Raw genomic sequence first — 16,488 nt, 5'->3', positions numbered from 1 at the left:
AAAAGATGATACGTTTGTCAATGGCGATATTGAAAATCATTTTCAATAATAAGAATGTTTGATACAATTTCAATGGTTGTATGGAAGTGGCGAAAGCTTGCGGCTTCCGCTTTTTCTAACTTTGGTGTAGGGGAGATTCTCTTGATCCATTCCAATAGAGCAAAAACACTTGTATTTATCGGCAGTGTCCTGCTTATGCTTGCGTCGATGGGGGCAAGCATTGTGTACGGTTATGCCGACACGGGCTGGAACACGGCCTATCAGGCGTTCCTGGATTTCGATAATTCCAATGAACATATCATCATTCAGGATGTCCGACTTCCTCGGGCGCTGATTGCGACGGTCGTCGGGGCGGGGCTTGCCGTTTCCGGTGTCCTGCTTCAGGCGCTGACGAACAATCCGCTCGCATCTCCAAGCGTATTCGGGATCAATGCTGGAGCAGGCTTCTTTATCGTCGTCGCTTTTTCTTTCTTTTCCATCAATAATATCCAAGCCTTTACCTGGATCGCTTTCCTCGGAGCAGGCGTGACGGCGGCGATCGTCTACATACTCGGCTCTGCCGGGAGGGAAGGATTGACGCCGGTCAAACTGACGCTGGCCGGAGCGGCGATGGCGGCGTTCTTTTCTTCGATGACGCAGGGACTGCTGGTCGTGAATGAGGCGGCTTTCGATGAAGTGCTTTTCTGGCTCTCCGGATCGGTGCAGGGCAGGAAGTTGGAATCCTTGATCACGGTGCTTCCTTATATGACGGTTGGCTTCGTCCTGTGCATTTTCCTTGCCGGAAAGATCAACATCCTTGTCATGGGAGATGACGTAGCGAACGGGCTCGGGCTGAAAACGCCGGTTGTCCGGTTCTTCGGCATTGCTACGGTCGTGCTGTTATCCGGGGGTTCAGTCGCCATCGCAGGTCCGATCATTTTCGTAGGCGTCGTCGTGCCGCATATTACGAAGTACCTGGTCGGCAACGATTACCGCTGGATTCTTCCGTACAGTGCCGTTCTCGGCGCAATTCTTTTGCTGAACGCGGATATCGCAGCAAGGTACATCGTCATGCCGAGTGAGGTGCCTGTCGGTGTCATGACCGCGATGCTCGGCATTCCTTTCTTCATTTACATTGCGAGAAAAGGGAGGGAGGACGCATGAATAGATACAAAACGATCCGCTCGAAGAACGGGCGTATTTCCTTTCTTATTGATAAAAAAGCCTTGCGTATCAGCCTGATCCTGCTACTGACGGCAGCGATCGTATTCCTGATCAGTACCGGGGTCGGCGAGACGATGATCAATCCGATTGACGTTTTTCAAACATTGATCGGAAACGGTACGGCCTACCATGAATTGATCATCCAGTCGTTCCGCTTACCGAGGATCATCGTTTCCTTCCTCGTCGGTGCCTGTCTGGCTGTAGCGGGAGGCATCCTTCAGAGTCTCGTACGTAATCCGCTCGCATCACCGGACATCATCGGGATAACGGGGGGAGCGTCAGTGGCGGTCGTTGTCTTCCTGATGCTGTTCTCGGATCAGAACAATTCCTTGATGGTAAGTATCCATTGGATGCCGCTTGCGGCCTTCATCGGCGCGGTCATCACAGGCTTCAGCGTGTACTTCCTCGCAAGGAAAAAGACGACTTCGGCTTTAAGGCTGGTGTTGATCGGTATCGGAGTGTCGATGTTCATGAAGTCCTTGACGACGCTGTTCATGATCAAAGGACCGATCTATCAGGCGACTCAGGCGAACGTCTGGATTACGGGTTCTGTGAGCGCCGCCAACTGGGACCAGGTGACGATCCTGCTTCCTGCTGCGGTCGTCCTGCTGCTGGTGACGGCAATGGTCACGAAGCAGCTCGACATCCTGGACTTAGGAGACGGCATTGCGACGGGAGTCGGAAGCAACGTCAAGTTGAGCCGTCTCTTGCTGCTGTTGTTGAGTATCGGGCTCACGGCTGTCGGGGTAGCCTTCGCCGGCGGCATCGGGTTCGTCGGTTTGATGGCCCCTCATATGGCACGGAGGCTTGTCGGTACGGGCTTTGCTCCGCTGCTTCCGGTTGCGGCACTGCTCGGGGGAATTCTCGTCATGCTCGCAGATTTCGCGGGAAAGACGCTGTTCCTTCCGTTGGAAGTGCCGGCCGGTGTATTTACAGCAGCCATCGGTGCCCCTTATTTCATTTTTCTTTTGTATAAAAGCAGGAATGCATAAAGGATGGCGCAGGAGCGGTTCTTCTCATAGGGAAGGACCGCTTTTTTTTGAGTATAGCGGTAGGTGTTTTATGTTACGCTGGATATACAGGAACTATAGACAGTGGAAGGAGGGAATCTTATGCCTGAGCACAAAATTTATTCGATGAGCTTTGCGAAGGTTTATCCGGCTTACGTTGCCAAGGCGGAAAGAAAAGGGCGGACGAAAGAGGAAGTGGATGAAATCATCCGCTGGATCACCGGTTACAGCCAGGAACAAATGGAGGGTGTCCTGGAAAATCAGACAGACTTCCAGACCTTTTTCGCGGAGGCTCCAGCGCTGCACCCGAACCGGACGTTGATCAAAGGCGTCATCTGCGGAGTGCGGGTGGAAGAGATCGAAGAACCGACGATGCGGGAAATCCGGTATATGGATAAGCTGATCGACGAGCTGGCAAAGGGAAAAGCGATGGAGAAGATACTTCGGAAATAAGAGAAATCAAGCCCTGCATGTCGGCGTGTGCAGGGCTTGATTTTTAGGATGTTTATAGTTGTTGGGCTGTCACGGGCTATATACTTGTTTTACAGCCTTTCGTTCTGTCCGTTCCTTTTCCGGCAGGGATCTTGTTTCCTGATGACTTTCCCTGAGAAGTTTGTGTAGGATATGAGCGCAATCGGTTGAAAGCTGGTGATGGTGAAGTTTACCGGAATCAGCGGAGTTGTGGTATCTGTCGTTCGCAGAGAGTTGACCATCGGCACAGGTGAATACCTGCCCAGCTGCGCGGTGATCGTATAGACGTGTTTTACGGCGGTGGTATCTGTGTCGATATACTGGAAAGTGGTCGTCGCAGCAGGCGGCAGTCCGTTGCTTGTAGACACGGGAGTGAGGTCGATCTGAGAGATACTTATACTTTCCGTCGTGGAGGTGACGGCGCCGGGAACCCTTGCCCGGAACATAAGCGTCCGGAAATCCGTAGTCGTGAAGATCAGTTCTTCATCGCGGTACACGTTAAACGTGACAGGGGCTTCGACCATTACGTTTACCGTCGATTCCAGAGTCGTTAACGGCTCCGCTGTGATGGGGAGGTAGGCAGTGAGGACAGCCGCTCCACCCAATGTGATCAGCCAATTCGCGGTTGCGATCAGTTCTATCTGATCGCTCAAGCATAGACGCTCCAAGCTTACTGGAACCTGCAGGCCCGTTTCTACCCCTGTCGTCTGGAGCGGGATAAGCAGGGATGGTGGTGTTTCTTTATGGTTGTAGGACTTGAGGAGCCCGTCGGATGCATACATAAGCATTCCTCCTTTCCGATAGAATGAAAGAGACAAAGGACGTCTCTTTTAACTAACATATGATGAAAGAGGAAAGTTGGCTGGGAGAAGGACATTAAAACGATAGATTCATAGAATGATCCAATACATAGAAAAAAGAATAACGAGTGAGAAGGTGCCTGGATGGGAATGGAGAAAGTAGAAACAGCTTCTGAACACGTGTCGCAGGAACAGCGGAAAACGTTGTACCGCAAAGTATTGGTGGTCGTCAGTATATCGCAGATTCTCGGCGGCGCTGGCCTTGCAGCCGGAATTACCGTCGGTGCTCTGCTTGCTCAGCAGATGCTCGGCACCGATGCATACGCAGGGTTGCCGGCGGCGCTCTTTACATTGGGGTCGGCGGTCGCCGCGTGGGCGGTCGGAAGGTTATCCCAGCGGTACGGGCGAAGGACAGGGCTTGCGGCAGGTTTCGCTGTAGGAGGCCTCGGTTCAGCCGGGGTGGTGCTCGCTGCCATTTTCAATAGCGTCTTCCTTTTATTTGCGGCTTTATTCATCTACGGAGCAGGAACAGCAACGAACCTTCAAGCACGCTACGCAGGTACGGATTTAGCGGATCGGAAGCAGCGGGCGACCGCGGTCAGCATCACGATGGTGATGACGACGTTCGGAGCGGTGGCTGGGCCGAATCTTGTCGGTGTCATGGGAAATGCGGCTCTGTCTATCGGTATCCCGGCACTCGCCGGGCCGTTTCTCTTATCGGGGGCGGCTTTCCTTTTGGCTGGTCTGTTTCTCTTCGTTATGCTGCGGCCGGATCCGCTGACGATGGCGAAGAAGCTGGCGGTACAGGAGGAAGTTCTCACAAGGGATGGAGCAGTAGCTGCAGCGGTTAACAAGCGCGGACTTGCGGTCGGAGCAGTGGTTATGGTGCTCACCCAGCTGGTGATGGTTGCCATCATGACGATGACTCCTGTTCACATGGGGCATCACGGTCATGGACTCCGGGAGATCGGCATGGTCATTGGTTTCCATATTGGAGCGATGTATCTCCCGTCGCTTGTGACCGGTGTCCTCGTCGACAAATTCGGCCGTACCGCGATGAGCATCGCTTCGGGTGTGACACTGCTGCTCGCAGGACTGGTGGCAGCGCTCGCTCCGGATGATTCGGTTGTGCTCTTAATCGTTGCTTTATCGCTGCTTGGATTAGGCTGGAACTTCGGACTGATCAGCGGTACCGCCCAGATCATCGACTCGACGACGCCGTTCACACGTGCGAAAACACAGGGGACGCTTGATGTGTTCGTTGCGCTCGCAGGTGCTTCCGGCGGGGCCCTCTCAGGAATGGTTGTCGCACACGCCGGATATGCTGCGCTGTCCATCGGTGGTGGACTATTATCACTCGTTCTCCTGCCAGTGGTAATCTGGTCACGAAGGTAGTCCGGAAAGGAGGAGAAGATGTCAAGAGCGAAAAAGGTTAAGGATATCGTCCGTTTTCTCTATATTCTGGTCGTCATTGCGGTCAGTCCTATCTTACATAAACATGTGCCGGTCGTGTTGTCGCTGGCACTAGTGCTGGCAGCTTATCCGATCTTGATGTACTTGACGGAAGCTGGAATGAAAGATAGAGGAAGGAGGGATGATGGATGAAGTATGTCATCGGCATGTTTGTGGTGATGGCTGCGATGGTTATCATCACGTTGACGAACGAGTACATTTTTCACGGGGATTATGGGGCAATTGCCAGCTGGGCCATCGTCCTACTGTTTCTCTTAGGTGGAATATGCTTCGCCAATGCCAGGTATTATTTATCAGGAAAGTAGGCTGTCTTCTACAGAGAAGTCCTTTTTTTTGCATAGGAAGAATGATAGGATAAGGAAATAGTTTGTGGGATAAAAAGGAAGAAAAAAGAGGAGGGGATGTAGACATGGATAGGGAAAACATGTCAGAAGAAGAAAAGTGGGCAGAGATCGAGCGCCTGCAGGAAGAGGAAGACCGCCAATCCGAAATTCTGAAGGAGCTGACGGGGAAGGGGCTTTACGAGGTCATGGTGGAGCCGGATGAGGATGGAGTCGTTTATATAGACAGCGAGGATCATGATCATCCCCTCGTTCACGATCTGTACGAGGAAGAACCTGATCGGGATACCATTGGCTTGTTTCATCCTCTAAACAATGGAAAGTCCATCTACCTTCCGGGAAAATAACGCCATTGTTGAAACCGAAATCCACCCCGCACGTATAGATACCATAAGGTGGAAAGAGGGGATTCCGATGATAAAGACCGACTCCTGTCCGAAATGCGGCGGGCAGAAAGTGAAAAAGGGCGTGGTCCATTCCGCAGCCGGCGCTGTGCATATGTTCCCGGAAGGAAATCCGCGGAGCACATCTTCGCCGGTCCTTTCAAAATACTGTTCGAGCTGTGGTTACATATTGGAGTGGTATGTGGAGCATCCGGAACGGTTGGATTAAAGAAAAGCCTCTTTTAAAAGGAGGTTTTTTAGCTTGTTGAGGAAGTAGTTTTTGGGAGCACCGGGCTCCGGGAAATGGGACGCTTTCCACGGGGCGGCCGGAGCCTGTCCATTTCCCTCCGCCCTTTACGGAAAACTTCTTTCTATTATTAGGTATAAGCGGCTTTTAACCGTCCGTTTCTAATGTGGAAATTTCTCTTTCGATAAGGGATAGGGACAATTCAAATGCATGGATCCGCCTTTTGGCTAAGGTGATCTGTGCTTTGTAGCGGGCCGGATTTTCTTTCGCTTGCAACGTTTTTACTGTCTCTTTCAGCTTATGGACCGTGGAATCGATCTGCCGTTTCGCTTCTACTAAATCAGAATGGTCGTACATAGGTAATCGTCTCCTTTTCTACAGGTGGATATCGAAGTATAGACGACAGTTGGGAGACTGTCAAAAAAGAAGGAGGACAGGTATGGAATCCTTTATGGTTTTTGGATTTTTAAATGTAATCTTCTATCTGGGTATCCTCGGATTCGCTATTTATTTCGTTGCGGCTATGCTGCATCGATCCAGAGAGAGGAACGAGTATTTGAAGGAGATTCTTGCGGAGTTGAGGAAGCAGAACGCCGATGAGGGTCGCTGAAGGAAAAGGAGGGTCATTCTGATGACCCTCCTTTTTTGTCTGTATGCTTGGCTTACAGCATTTAGGATTGGAGAAACTGGATCAGATCCCGCAGCATGTCCGGGTGCATTTCGTCCTTCCTGATACTTTCTTTATATTCTTTCTTTACGTTCAGAAGTGTATGATTGCCGGATCGTTTCCGGAGCAGATGGTTCATGTCTGGATAAACCTTCACTTCCGCGCCGGTATGAGAAGCGAATGCACGGGCGGATCCTTGCTTCACCTGGACGTCTTTTTCCCCTTCTATGGCGAGGGAACGGGCAGGCACGTAGGAAAGGTAGTCAGCTGTGTCGAAGGCTCTCATTTCCCTCACCCATTTGGCGTTGATTTTCGTTCCTTTGTATTGGATGACATCAGAAGGATCCGCCTCGATTTTCTCATAGAACTTACGGGTCTGCTTTTCAATTTTTTTGTTCACTTTAAGCACCCGGAAAAAGAACCCCTTCACTCCGGAAGCCTCGGCGATTTCCTGTCTGATCATCCGATTCTGATAATCAAGGAGCTCCTCTCCTTTATCAAAGGATCCGCACAGGAAGATGAACCGGTCTGCGCTTCTGTCTCTCATGACGGCAGGTCCGATAATCGCCCCTTCGCTGTGGCCGATCACCGTGACTTCCTCCACCTCGGAACGGCCTTTCAAAAATTCCAGCCAGTCCCCGGCATCTTCGATAAAGTCCCATAAGCCTGCTGCCACATAACTGCCTTCGCTTTTTCCTACTCCCCGTTTATCGTAGCGCAGCGTGATCAGCCCTGCTTCGTGTAAGCGGCCGGCTAATTCTTTATAGATATCCGCCTGCATCCATCCGCCATTGCCGTCCCTGTCGACTTTCCCGGAACCGGGAATGAGGAGGACCGCCTTCTTGCTGTGCGGATCGGGCAGGGTAAGGGTCCCGTAAAGCTTTGTTCCTTTTCGCTCTATGACTGCTTCCTGTATTTTTGTCATCTGCCTTCCCTCCAATTAGAAGAATATAGGTATAAAGATAAGCTGCATGCTGATATGGGCCGTCATATGTGACCATACACTGAACCAAAAGCCGTACTTCCAGTAAAGATATCCGAAAAACAGACCGCCAATGCTGTTCAGGAGAAGCGCTCGAAAAACGACTGGAAGGCTGAGTTCCCCGAATAAGGCCGCGTTGGCCGGCAGGTGCGCGACAGCGAAGAGGATGCTGGTCAGGATGATCGCTGCCCAGTAATAGCTGTCGGGGACGGAACGCTGCCTGCGGATCTTCCCGACCAGATAGATAAACAGTGTCATACCGAAAAGTCGGAGCATCACTTCTTCCACGATCCCTCCATACAACACGCCGCCGGCAAGCCCGGCAAAAGAAGGGGTCGGGGAGTGGTCGGCAAGCCCAGGAATGATCTGCGGGAAAACCCATGCATCCCCTGCTTGAATGAGGAAGCCGGTCAACACACCGAACCACAGCGAAAGAAGAAGTCCCTTCTGTTTTTTCTCCTTCTTGATTAACGTTAAATCGGTACGCTTCTGTAAAATCAGGCCGATCCAGCTGAATAAAAGTGTCAGGACGGCAGCCTGTACGGTCAATACAACCGTGAACACGTCCCGGTCTGGAATAGGAAGCGCGGAGGTGGTGAAGGTTTCTATCGCGATGAAGTACCCCCCTGCTGCACCAAGGATGCTCAAAAGAAAGCTGATTATCCAGATTCTTTTCATTCCGTATCCTCCTGTTCCGGGAGAAAGATTTGATAGAGCTGGATTTTTCTCCCGTTGTTCTCCTTGCTCTTTTGATGGTACTTCTCGTAAATCTGTGCCAGTTCGCTTCGCATGTCGGAGAATTCTTCGTCGGTCAATTGCACGTCCAGCCGATTGAAGCCGAACGGGTCTTTTTCTATCGTGGGGTTGCTCTTGATATAGGCTTCGGTTTGATCCAGCAGCTGAAAGTAGAGAGTGGTGAACAATTGTATCTGTTCCTCTTCGCTCATCTGTGCGAAGTCGCCGGCATGGATCCGGGCTCCGTCCTTTTTTAAGGAATAGGTCTTTTCAACGGCACCGCGGATTTTCTTCTCTTCGATGACGTGGACCACGTTTTCTTTATCTAATACATGAAGGTGCCGGTACAGCGTTGCCTGCGGAATCTCCGGCAGAGCCTGGACAATGGCATAGCCTGTGGCGGGACCTCTCGACAAGTATTGGATGATCTTCATCCGCACCGGGTGCAGAATGGCATCGGCTTTTGATTTACTCATGGAATGTTCCTCCTCCATTATTATCATTTTTGATAACAATGAAAATATACGATAGATCCGGCGTGGAGTCAATAGATATATTCTGCAGATCGCTTCGGATTTACTCTTTTCAGCAGCCGCTTACGAAATGTTCTATGTTTGCCTTGTCTTAAATGTGGCAATGAACAGAAGGGAGAGATACAGTAGGATTTAATTAGAAGAGTCGGAGGTATGTAAACATGATTAAAGCACTTGTATTTGATGCATATGGAACGTTATTCGATGTCTATTCCGTTCGGAAAGCGTGCAACGACCTGTTTCCGGATAAAGGGGATGCGATCAGTCAAACGTGGCGGAGCAAGCAGCTGGAGTATTTTTTCCTGCGTCAGTTGTTCGAACGCTATAAGCCGTTTGATGAAATTACGCGCGATTCGTTGAGGTATGCCTGTAAGGAGAACGGCGTCACGCTGTCTAAAGAGGATGAGAGCCGTCTGATGGAAGCTTATCTTGAGCTTGCATTGTTCGAGGAAGTGGAAGAAGTCTTGAAGGATCTATCCGACAAACAGCTCGTCGTCTTCTCGAATGGTTCCGAGAATATGATCGCTCCACTCGTCGATCAGTCCCGGATTCAGCCGTATATCGATTCGGTCATAAGTGCCGATGAGATCAAGCAATACAAGCCGACTCCGGCTGCCTACAACCATGCGCTGGAAAGACTCGGCGTGTCGAGGGAGGAAGTGTTGTTCATGTCCTCGAACCCATGGGACATCCTCGGAGCGAAGAGCTTCGGTTTCCGGACGGCCTGGATCAACCGGAACGAGCTTCCGGAAGAAGAACTCGACATCCAGCCGGATTCCATTTACAGCGATTTATCCGGGATTAAGGAATGGACGGAATAACGGTGGACCGAAGCCTTTTGTTTCTACAAAAAAGGAAAAGCCTGAAGTAGCTTCTACAAGGGCGGCTCGACTATACAAACATGGGATAAGCTCCATAAGATGATAGAAGCATGAGGTAAAGGTGGGAAACAATATGCCGTGCATCATTTATGGCAACATCGAAATTGGAAGTTTGTGTGGCGGAGTGGTTAATTTCGGAGATTCTTTGTATATCTCTCCGATCTCGGTATCAGACAGTGAAAGTGACGAAGCGCCGGTCGCACCTGCCAATATTGGCCAGGCTGTGACGGACCCGAATATTACGTAATTTCTTCTATATGAAAAAAGGGAAGCCTGCCACGGCTTCCCTTTTTTTAAAAGTCGTACTTTTCTCCGTCTTTTGGTATAAGAAGGTGGGAATGAAATCCGCGTTCCTCTGCGAAACGCTCCAGCTCCTCCCTCGACAACATCCAATGGTTGACCGCTTCCATATGAACAGACAGGATCGTGGTATGTGGTGCAGCGCGGTGGACCTCAAGAATATCTTCTTTTGACATGACGAGAGAGCCGCCTTGGTTGAACTGGTTGTCGCCGCCGTTGACGACGATGATGCCCGGTGCGTGCCGGCCGATTTCCTCCTGCACACCTTCATACCAGACCGTGTCTCCTGCGACATACAGGGTTTCTTCTGACGGGTGGCGGAAAACGACACCGCAGACTTCGCCGGTGAGCGTCAGGATGTCTCCTCTCCCGTGTTCTCCTTTTGTTTTGGCGAGTTCGATTCCCTGCCATTCGGTATGGGCTGTCAGAACTTCTACATGACGGAACCCGGATTCTTTCACAGTTTCTGCATCCGCATCGTTCTGGACAAACAGTTTCATGTCTTTCGGCAAAGCGTCCTTCGCTGCGTCATCGAAATGGTCTAGGTGCAGATGGGTGAGGAGGACTGCGTCGACATCTTGAAGGATCGTCTCCACGGGTAACGGCAGGTCCACCAATGGATTCTGTTCCTCTTGTCTCGGCGAATCTGGAAACGGGGGATAAGCTCCTTTTTCTGCGAGCATCGGATCGATGAGGAACTTCTTCCCTGCATAGGTGACAAGAAGGGTGGCGTTGCGGATCAGTTGTATATTCATGAGAACATCTCCTTTATTTTAGGCTCAGGTCTATTCTATACTTAAGAAAAAAAGGGATACATAGACAGAATCAAGTCTTTCTCTGTTTTCACTTGATTTATGAAAGGATGGAAGCTGGATGCTCGACCAAACAGACTGGCAGATCATCAAAGAATTGACGAAGAACAGCAGAATCAAGATGAAGGAGCTTGGAGATAAGGTCCATTTGACCGGTCAGGCCGCCGCTTCTCGGGTCGCCAAGCTGGAGGATCAGGGCATCATCGAAGGCTATACGATTACCCTCAACCAGCAGAAGGTGGGCTGGACGATTCATGCCTTCCTTACAATCATCACCGAAAGCATTCATCACCGGCCGTATTTAGAGTTCGTTGACGCAAACAAGGAGTATGTTTCGAATCATTATAAAATCAGCGGAGACGGATGCTACATTCTCGAATGTCGCTTTCCGTCCTATGAAGAACTGGATGCGTTTCTCGTGGATTTAAATAAACAGGCGAACTATAAGCTTTCAATCGTCATTAACAAGCAGCCTGTATAAACATGGAGGTATGGGAATTGGAACAAAAGACACAAGCAAATGCGGGCTTTCAGAAGATAGAGGTGGAGGAGGACCACCTGGGCGTTTCTTACCCCCTTTACCTTTTCTATCCTACAGAAACAGAGGAAAAAGAAGAGCACCTCGGCCCATACCAGATGTCTATTGCAAAAGGGGCCGATCCGCGTAAGGGAAGTTCTCCTCTAGTCGTCCTCTCTCACGGGACAGGAGGCACGCCGCTCGTATATCGGACGCTTGGCCGTTATCTCGCACGTCACGGCTTTTTCGTGGCGATGCCGGTGCACCCCTTTAATAATAAAGACGACAATCGGCTGGAGAACACACAGGAAAATCTGATAAGCCGGCCTATGCATATCACACAGACGATCGATCGGCTGCTTACGGACGATCAGCTCCGGGAGTATGTGGATGCCGGAGACATATCCATCATTGGACATTCGATGGGTGGATACACCGCCGTCGCCGCAGCGGGAGGCGTCCCGGCCACGCTTCCATGGGAGACGGACGACGGGAATCCGGAAACGATCGCAGTGGAGGTCGAGCGGAGGATCAGGAGAATGATTCTCCTCGCACCTGCCTTAGGCTGGTTCCGGTCCGCCGGTGCTCTTGATCGTGTGGACGTTCCGATTCTCGTGATGACAGGCGAAAAGGATGATATCACGCCTTCGTTCCATGCCGATATCCTGCTTCAGGGAGTGCCGCACCCAGAACGGGTCGAGCATCAAGTCATCGAACAAGCCGGGCATTTTTCTTTTTTGAGCCCGTTTCCGGATGTCATCAAGCACCCCGATTTCCCGCCTTCCCAAGACCCGGAAGGATTTGACCGCAGGCAGTTCCAGATGCGGCTTCAGGAAGAGGTGCTGGAATTTCTACGGAAAAAAGGATGATCGGGAGCGTATCCGGTCATCCTTTTTTCGTGCTGAAGTTTATAATAGGCTCCCTGATTGTTCTTTTCGCTTTCATCTACGGAGCATCCGGCCATCATTAGAAGGAAAATAGCTATATAGCTGATCGTTAGTTTCTTTAACATAAAAAGTTTTCCGCTCAGCTATTGTTTCCCTTTATTTGAATAGCCGCTATATGTCCAACTGCCATTCACCCAGTTTTTCTCAACCATTCCGTTCCTATATCTAACTTCAAAACCGGACGTCTGAGGGGGATTGCTTCCTCCTTGGGAAGCTGTCTAAAGCCTTCTTTCCTCAGGAGCTGCCGGCTGGACGACGCGTCATGCGCTCTACCCGGTTCATGAAGTAGTGAAGCACGACGCCTCCCAGAATGACCGTCAACAGCGTGCCGATTCCGATCGGCCCATTGAAAAGATAGGCGAGAATCAGGAACAAGAGATAGAGGAACGACCGGGCAAGTGTAATGCTGGAACGCAGCCATTCCTTCAAAATTAACGTGAGCCGGTCAATCGGTATCGCTGCAAAATTCGACTGCAGGTAAAGAGCTGTACCTAAGCCGATCCCCGTTAAGCCGAACAGGAAGCAGGTAGCCTGGCTGTACCAGGCAACGGGCATCAGGAAGTCATCCAGTAGAAACAGCCAAGTATCGATGCTTATGCCGGTAATCATTGCGGTAAGAAGCCCGAAGAGCTCCGGCCGCTGCTTGACGAGGAGCGCGTTGCATCCGATCAGAATGAAGGCGATGATGATTTCCCAGCTTCCGACGGTGAGTCCGATGCTTTCGGAAAGTCCGACGAGCAGCGCGTCGAACGGGGAGGCGCCTAGTCCGGAAAGGATGGTAAGCGAAATACCCAGTGCCAGGATGACGATCCCGGTGACATACAGCAGGTAGGTCATGTATATCCTCCTTTTTGTTGCAAATGCAACATTCAGTCGTTATACTGAGCATATCTGAAACAGGCTGTATTTGCAACGAAAGAAAAGGAGCAGATGATGAAAGCGATATTGAGAGAAATAGGTATGATCGCAAGGGCACTTGACTCGATCAGCAACATAGAATTCAAGGAGTATGACCTTACGAAAGGGCAGTATTTATATCTGGTCCGCATCGTGGAGCACCCCGGGATCATCCAGGAAAAGGTGGCGGAGATGATCAAAGTCGACCGCACGACTGCGGCGCGTGCGATTAAGAAACTCGAAGGGAACGGCTTTATCGAGAAAAAGCCCGATGATGAAAACAAAAAAATCAAACGGCTGTATCCGACGAAGAAGGGGCAGGCTGTCTATCCCCATATTAAACGGGAAAACGACTACTCGGAGCACGTTGCCTTCCGAGGCTTCACCGAAGCGGAGAAGGCAGCTGCTTTTGACTTGGTCGAGCGGATGAGGCAGAACATCGAACAGGATTGGGAGTTCGTAAAGAAAGGGAACAAACGGAATTATTGAAGGGGGAGAAAGCGATGGACATTCATATCAAAGCTTGCGGACAAGAGCAGGCGCACACTCTGCTTTCTATCGGAAAGGAAACATTCTACGACACCTTCGCCGCACAGAATACGGAGAAGAACATGAACGATTATTTGGCTCAGGCGTACACGATCGAGCGGATGGAAGCGGAACTGGCAGAGGATGATTCCTTCTTTTATTGTATGTTCGTGGATGGCGTACTCGCTGGTTACTTGAAAGTGAACATCGGAGATTCCCAGAGTGAGCCGATGGGGGAGGATGCGCTTGAAATCGAGCGGATATACATAAGGAAGGCGTTTCACAGACAGGGGCTTGGCCGCCGCCTGCTTACTTATGCGCTTGATCTTGCAGGCAGATGGGACAAGTCCGAGGTGTGGCTCGGAGTCTGGGAAAAGAACGAACCGGCACTCGTCTTTTATAAGCGGCTGGGCTTTAGAAGAATCGGGGAGCATTCCTTTTACATGGGAGAGGATGAGCAGACGGATTATCTTATGGCAAAGACGCTGAAGGAGGAGACATGATATACATACCGAAGCATTTCCAGATGGAACAGTCCGCTGCTCTTGAGGTCATCGAAAATAACGGGTTCGCCCTCCTCGTTTCTATGGGGGAAAGGGAAGTGTGTGCTACTCATCTTCCACTGCAGATTAATAGAGAAGAAGAAGCACTGTACGGCCATTTCGCCCTCCCGAACGACCAGTGGAAAGAGGCGGAGGGAAAGCAGGTGATGGCTGTATTCCAAGGGCCTCACTGTTACATATCTTCCGACTGGTACGAAACGAATCGAGCGGTTCCGACCTGGAATTACGTTGCCGTTCACGTCTACGGAAGGCTTGAAATAGTAGAAGATGAGAAGCAGATACTCGCCTCGCTTCATGATTTAGTCACTACCTACGAAGCACCGGGTAGCGGCTACGATTTAAATGAATTAGATCCGGCATTTGTCAAAGGTATGAGGAAAGGCATTGTCCCTTTTCGAATCCTGATAGATAGAATCGAAGGAAAAGCCAAACTGAGCCAGAATCATTCGAAAGATCGCCGGGAGCGGGTCGTACGAAAGCTTGAACAATCCGGCCGGGAAAACGAGCTCGCCATTGCGGATTTGATGAAGAAGCGGTTGGATTAAAGAAAGCCAGGCACGCTTCTTTCCTATATGTATCTATTATTCCTGAAATCTTGTGAAAAAAGCGGAGAGAGTTGTAGAAATCTTCCGGCTTTGAAATAATTGGTAGAGAGTAGATTCCAGTATAGGAGGGTGACAAAGATGTCTGATAAAAAACGTGCGTACATAAAGGATGAAGTCCGGTGGGGGATCATCGGTTGCGGCGATGTGACGGAAGTGAAAAGCGGTCCCGCGTTTCAGCGGGTGGAGAACAGCTCTCTTGTCGCGGTGATGAGACGAAACGGTGCGAAGGCGAAGGACTATGCAGAGCGCCACGGCGTGCCGAAATGGTACGACAAAGCAGAGGATTTGATTCACGACCCGGAAGTGAATGCGATCTATATCGCGACTCCGCCCTCCTCCCATAAAGCCTATACCATCATGGCAGCAGAAGCGGGTAAACCTGTGTATGTAGAGAAGCCGATGGCGATGGATACCAAGGAATGTGAAGAAATGGTAGCCGCTTGTGAGAAGCATGATGTCCCGCTTTTTGTCGCTTACTACCGGAGGTCGCTGCCGCGGTTCTTGAAAGTGAAGGAGTTGATCGAATCCGGGGCGATCGGAGACGTCCGCTTCGCTTCGATCCAGCAGACGCAGCGCCTGATGAAGAAAGACGAAAACGGAGCATGGCCTTGGCGTGTTCTGCCGGAAGAAAGCGGGGCGGGCCTGTTCTATGATGTCGGCTCCCATACGCTCGATCTCTTCGACTATCTGCTTGGACCTTTGACAAAGGTGAAAGGAGCGGCGGATAATCTCGCTGATTCCTATCCGGCGGAGGACACGGTGAATGCAGCCTTCTCCTTCCCGTCCGGTGCGTTCGGTACGGGAATATGGAACTTCTCTTCTTATACAAATAAAGATGAGAACCGCATTGTCGGTACAGAGGGAGAAATCCGTTTCTCCACGTTCGATGAGGAACCGGTCGTCCTTTTGACCGAATCCGGAGAGGAGTCCTTCTCCATCAAGCATCCGAAGCATATTCAGGAACCCCACATCCGTTCGATCACAGCGGAACTGCTCGGGGAAGGGAGCTGTCCGAGTACAGGAAAGACGGCCCTTCGTACCAACGTCGTCATGGATGACTTGGTTCATGCGTATTACCAATAAGGGCTCTGCATCTACGTATCCTACTAACTGGACTGTTTGAATAGGGGGGAGCAGGATGAAGGAAGAAACAGCAGGGAAAGTCAGGCGGATTCTGATGCGGGCTGTACTTCTGCTGGTTGCTCTTGGTATATCGTATATCTTCGCCTATACCTTCCACTATGCCCCGCAAGGGTATGAAGTCGTGGAGAAAAACGAGGCAGAGGTCCTTCTGCAGAAAAATAATTCGATCGGGGTAGAGGAAGAGCAGCTTACCTTTGCGCCGAACGACGAACAGGAGTGGAAAGTGGATTACCTCCTCGATCTGGTGAACCGGCAGCAGGGCCAGTACTGGATATTCTTTACCACTATTCTTACGACCTTTTTCTTCGTCGGAGCTGACGTACGGAAAGGAGAGCCGCTCAGGAAGGTGCTGTTCTTCAGCGGCTTTTATGTCCTTTTCTCCGCCCTGGCACTGGTGCAGAATTGGAATACGATTAAAGACATAGTGGGATGAAAGGGAAGCTCGATCCA

General features: G+C 50.8%; 25 protein-coding genes. 18 read left to right on the top strand and 7 right to left on the bottom strand.

Annotated elements, in window-relative coordinates:
- Positions 1-195 precede the first annotated feature (195 nt).
- The 3 genes from QRD89_RS15655 to QRD89_RS15645 all read left to right on the top strand — a co-directional run bounded on the left by QRD89_RS15655 (position 196) and on the right by QRD89_RS15645 (position 2,666).
- Positions 196-1,143 (top strand): FecCD family ABC transporter permease, encoded by a 948-nt coding sequence (locus tag QRD89_RS15655; protein ID WP_286096889.1) that lies wholly within the window; start codon positions 196-198, stop codon positions 1,141-1,143.
- The gene (locus QRD89_RS15650) at positions 1,140-2,195 is read left to right on the top strand and encodes a FecCD family ABC transporter permease (protein ID WP_008633378.1); all 1,056 of its coding nucleotides are present in this window, start codon (positions 1,140-1,142) and stop codon (positions 2,193-2,195) included. The genes QRD89_RS15655 and QRD89_RS15650 overlap by 4 nt, the downstream gene beginning before the upstream one ends.
- A 120-nt stretch (positions 2,196-2,315) precedes the next feature.
- On the top strand, positions 2,316-2,666 hold the full coding sequence (locus QRD89_RS15645; RefSeq protein ID WP_286095686.1) for a DUF2200 domain-containing protein: 351 nt from the start codon (positions 2,316-2,318) through the stop codon (positions 2,664-2,666).
- An 89-nt stretch (positions 2,667-2,755) separates the two neighbouring features.
- On the opposite strand, the gene QRD89_RS15640 is transcribed toward QRD89_RS15645, so the two are convergent.
- Positions 2,756-3,466: a hypothetical protein gene (locus QRD89_RS15640; protein WP_286095685.1), complete on the bottom strand. Its 711-nt coding sequence runs from the start codon at positions 3,464-3,466 to the stop codon at positions 2,756-2,758.
- A 162-nt stretch (positions 3,467-3,628) separates the two neighbouring features.
- On the opposite strand from QRD89_RS15640, the gene QRD89_RS15635 reads away from it, so the two are divergent.
- The 5 genes from QRD89_RS15635 to QRD89_RS15615 all read left to right on the top strand — a co-directional run bounded on the left by QRD89_RS15635 (position 3,629) and on the right by QRD89_RS15615 (position 5,910).
- Positions 3,629-4,879 carry an MFS transporter gene (locus QRD89_RS15635; protein ID WP_286095684.1) on the top strand — a complete coding sequence of 417 codons (1,251 nt, stop codon included), beginning with the start codon at positions 3,629-3,631 and terminating at the stop codon, positions 4,877-4,879.
- Positions 4,880-4,897: 18 nt separating this feature from the next.
- On the top strand, positions 4,898-5,089 hold the full coding sequence (locus tag QRD89_RS15630; protein WP_286095682.1) for a hypothetical protein: 192 nt from the start codon (positions 4,898-4,900) through the stop codon (positions 5,087-5,089).
- Positions 5,086-5,262 carry a hypothetical protein gene (locus tag QRD89_RS15625; protein ID WP_286095681.1) on the top strand — a complete coding sequence of 59 codons (177 nt, stop codon included), beginning with the start codon at positions 5,086-5,088 and terminating at the stop codon, positions 5,260-5,262. Before QRD89_RS15630 ends, QRD89_RS15625 begins: the two co-directional genes overlap by 4 nt.
- A 104-nt stretch (positions 5,263-5,366) precedes the next feature.
- Positions 5,367-5,645 carry a hypothetical protein gene (locus QRD89_RS15620; RefSeq protein WP_008633372.1) on the top strand — a complete coding sequence of 93 codons (279 nt, stop codon included), beginning with the start codon at positions 5,367-5,369 and terminating at the stop codon, positions 5,643-5,645.
- 67 nt (positions 5,646-5,712) lie between these two features.
- Complete coding sequence (locus tag QRD89_RS15615; RefSeq protein WP_286095680.1) at positions 5,713-5,910, top strand: acetyltransferase; 198 nt, start codon at positions 5,713-5,715, stop codon at positions 5,908-5,910.
- Positions 5,911-6,075: 165 nt separating this feature from the next.
- Here the strand turns inward: QRD89_RS15615 and QRD89_RS15610 are convergent, their stop codons facing one another.
- Complete coding sequence (locus QRD89_RS15610; protein ID WP_062514536.1) at positions 6,076-6,285, bottom strand: hypothetical protein; 210 nt, start codon at positions 6,283-6,285, stop codon at positions 6,076-6,078.
- Positions 6,286-6,367: 82 nt separating this feature from the next.
- Here QRD89_RS15610 and QRD89_RS15605 point away from each other — a divergent pair, with 82 nt between their 5' ends.
- Entirely contained in the window at positions 6,368-6,538 is a 171-nt protein-coding gene (locus tag QRD89_RS15605; protein ID WP_008633367.1) for a hypothetical protein, read from the top strand.
- Positions 6,539-6,599: 61 nt separating this feature from the next.
- Here the strand turns inward: QRD89_RS15605 and QRD89_RS15600 are convergent, their stop codons facing one another.
- From QRD89_RS15600 to QRD89_RS15590, 3 genes are read right to left on the bottom strand one after another with little or no spacing between them, the layout of a single operon-like run.
- On the bottom strand, positions 6,600-7,520 hold the full coding sequence (locus tag QRD89_RS15600) for an alpha/beta hydrolase (protein ID WP_286095679.1): 921 nt from the start codon (positions 7,518-7,520) through the stop codon (positions 6,600-6,602).
- Between the two features lie 15 nt (positions 7,521-7,535).
- Positions 7,536-8,255, bottom strand: a complete 720-nt coding sequence (locus tag QRD89_RS15595) for a CPBP family intramembrane glutamic endopeptidase (RefSeq protein ID WP_286095678.1) — start codon at positions 8,253-8,255, stop codon at positions 7,536-7,538.
- On the bottom strand, positions 8,252-8,788 hold the full coding sequence (locus tag QRD89_RS15590; protein ID WP_008633362.1) for a helix-turn-helix domain-containing protein: 537 nt from the start codon (positions 8,786-8,788) through the stop codon (positions 8,252-8,254). The genes QRD89_RS15595 and QRD89_RS15590 overlap by 4 nt, the downstream gene beginning before the upstream one ends.
- 218 nt (positions 8,789-9,006) lie before the next feature.
- Here QRD89_RS15590 and QRD89_RS15585 point away from each other — a divergent pair, with 218 nt between their 5' ends.
- Together QRD89_RS15585 and QRD89_RS15580 are read left to right on the top strand one after the other, a co-directional pair.
- Positions 9,007-9,666: a haloacid dehalogenase type II gene (locus QRD89_RS15585; protein ID WP_026578061.1), complete on the top strand. Its 660-nt coding sequence runs from the start codon at positions 9,007-9,009 to the stop codon at positions 9,664-9,666.
- A 133-nt stretch (positions 9,667-9,799) separates the two neighbouring features.
- Positions 9,800-9,973 carry a spore germination protein gene (locus tag QRD89_RS15580; protein WP_008633359.1) on the top strand — a complete coding sequence of 58 codons (174 nt, stop codon included), beginning with the start codon at positions 9,800-9,802 and terminating at the stop codon, positions 9,971-9,973.
- Between the two features lie 46 nt (positions 9,974-10,019).
- On the opposite strand, the gene QRD89_RS15575 is transcribed toward QRD89_RS15580, so the two are convergent.
- Entirely contained in the window at positions 10,020-10,781 is a 762-nt protein-coding gene (locus QRD89_RS15575; RefSeq protein WP_286095677.1) for an MBL fold metallo-hydrolase, read from the bottom strand.
- Between the two features lie 118 nt (positions 10,782-10,899).
- Here QRD89_RS15575 and QRD89_RS15570 point away from each other — a divergent pair, with 118 nt between their 5' ends.
- Together QRD89_RS15570 and QRD89_RS15565 are read left to right on the top strand one after the other, a co-directional pair.
- Positions 10,900-11,319 carry an Lrp/AsnC family transcriptional regulator gene (locus QRD89_RS15570; protein ID WP_026578063.1) on the top strand — a complete coding sequence of 140 codons (420 nt, stop codon included), beginning with the start codon at positions 10,900-10,902 and terminating at the stop codon, positions 11,317-11,319.
- A gap of 17 nt (positions 11,320-11,336) precedes the next feature.
- Entirely contained in the window at positions 11,337-12,224 is an 888-nt protein-coding gene (locus QRD89_RS15565; RefSeq protein WP_286095676.1) for an alpha/beta hydrolase family protein, read from the top strand.
- Positions 12,225-12,536: 312 nt separating this feature from the next.
- Here QRD89_RS15565 and QRD89_RS15560 read toward each other — a convergent pair whose 3' ends face one another.
- Positions 12,537-13,139, bottom strand: a complete 603-nt coding sequence (locus tag QRD89_RS15560; RefSeq protein WP_286095675.1) for a YczE/YyaS/YitT family protein — start codon at positions 13,137-13,139, stop codon at positions 12,537-12,539.
- 96 nt (positions 13,140-13,235) lie between these two features.
- On the opposite strand from QRD89_RS15560, the gene QRD89_RS15555 reads away from it, so the two are divergent.
- The 5 genes from QRD89_RS15555 to QRD89_RS15535 all read left to right on the top strand — a co-directional run bounded on the left by QRD89_RS15555 (position 13,236) and on the right by QRD89_RS15535 (position 16,471).
- Positions 13,236-13,688 carry a MarR family transcriptional regulator gene (locus tag QRD89_RS15555; protein ID WP_286096888.1) on the top strand — a complete coding sequence of 151 codons (453 nt, stop codon included), beginning with the start codon at positions 13,236-13,238 and terminating at the stop codon, positions 13,686-13,688.
- A 14-nt stretch (positions 13,689-13,702) separates the two neighbouring features.
- Complete coding sequence (locus QRD89_RS15550) at positions 13,703-14,230, top strand: GNAT family N-acetyltransferase (RefSeq protein ID WP_286095674.1); 528 nt, start codon at positions 13,703-13,705, stop codon at positions 14,228-14,230.
- On the top strand, positions 14,230-14,835 hold the full coding sequence (locus QRD89_RS15545; protein WP_286096887.1) for an FMN-binding negative transcriptional regulator: 606 nt from the start codon (positions 14,230-14,232) through the stop codon (positions 14,833-14,835). Before QRD89_RS15550 ends, QRD89_RS15545 begins: the two co-directional genes overlap by 1 nt.
- A 138-nt stretch (positions 14,836-14,973) precedes the next feature.
- Entirely contained in the window at positions 14,974-15,978 is a 1,005-nt protein-coding gene (locus QRD89_RS15540) for a Gfo/Idh/MocA family protein (RefSeq protein ID WP_286095672.1), read from the top strand.
- A 55-nt stretch (positions 15,979-16,033) separates the two neighbouring features.
- Positions 16,034-16,471: a hypothetical protein gene (locus QRD89_RS15535; protein WP_286095670.1), complete on the top strand. Its 438-nt coding sequence runs from the start codon at positions 16,034-16,036 to the stop codon at positions 16,469-16,471.
- The last annotated feature ends 17 nt before the right edge of the window (positions 16,472-16,488 follow it).

Origin of the sequence: Halobacillus sp. ACCC02827, from assembly GCF_030291935.1 — a bacterium.
Taxonomy (GTDB): Bacteria; Bacillota; Bacilli; order Bacillales; family Halobacillaceae; genus Halobacillus.
The sequence above is the reverse complement of the archived record's forward strand: the minus strand, read 5'-3'. Positions and strand labels throughout refer to the sequence as shown.